The 951-nt window shown below is 78.4% G+C and carries 1 pseudogene; it reads left to right on the top strand.

Going from position 1 to position 951, the window contains the following annotated elements:
* Window positions 1-458: pseudogene (locus tag KS423_RS46260) on the top strand (hypothetical protein); the annotation flags it as partial.
* Window positions 459-951 lie beyond the last annotated feature (493 nt).

Here is a 951-nt window from a genome sequence, read left to right as displayed (position 1 = left end):
CCGGCCTGCGTCCCCGCCCGCTGCCCGACCCGGCCGCGGCACCGGGCCTCCTGACCCCCGAGGAGCTGCGCGCCCTGTTCGCCCTCCGCGCGCCGCTGCGCGAGCAGGCGCTCTGGCACCTGCTGCACGAGTCCGGCGCCGCGATCGAGACCGTCCTCGCCCTGGACACCGACCACCTCGACCTGCCCCGCCGCCGCACCCTCCCCCACCCGGACCGCACCCCCGTGCACTGGCAGTCCGGCACCGCCCGGCTGCTCCCCCTCCTGGTGGCCGGCCGCGCCACCGGCCCGCTCTTCCTCACCGACCGCCGCGCCCCCGCCGGCGCCCCCGCCCGCGACCGCTGCCCGTACACCGGCCACGCCCGCCTCTCCTACCGCCGCGCCGCCGAACTCTTCACGGCCCACACCCGGCCGCTCGGCCCGGGCTGGACGCTCCGCCGACTGCGGGCGGGGCGGTAGGACGGAACGGAAAGGCGTCGAGCGGGAAGGCGGGGCCGGGAAGTCGGGGCGGGAGGGCGTCGAGCCGGAAGACGGGCCGGGAAGGCGTCGAGCAGTGGCCTCCGGCCGAGCTGCGAAGGGCTCCGACGCACCGTTACGCAGCCGATGGGCGGCCGTGACATGACCGGCCGAGGACCGCGACACGGCGCTCCTACCGTCATCCACGACGCCCCGGCCGAACCGGCCGGAGGGCGTCCGCGACGAGGACGTACGCGTCCGGCGCCGACGACGGACGTCCCGCGACACCAGCACGCCGGGTCCCGCGAACCGCACCGCGGACCGGCGGCCACCACGCACCGACCGATGCAGAGGGAGACACCCCGTATGAGCAGGAGCCGCACCCACCACTCGCCCGCCCGCCGCGTCCTGGCGGCCTGCGCCCTGACCGGCGCCGCACTGCTGGCCACCGTCACCGGCGGGCAGGCCTGGGCCGACGCCGCGCCGAAGCCCGCCG

It is taken from the genome of Streptomyces sp. LS1784 (assembly GCF_020103755.1).
In the GTDB taxonomy this organism is placed as follows: Bacteria; Actinomycetota; Actinomycetes; order Streptomycetales; family Streptomycetaceae; genus Kitasatospora.
This window is presented reverse-complemented; position numbering and strand designations above follow the sequence as displayed.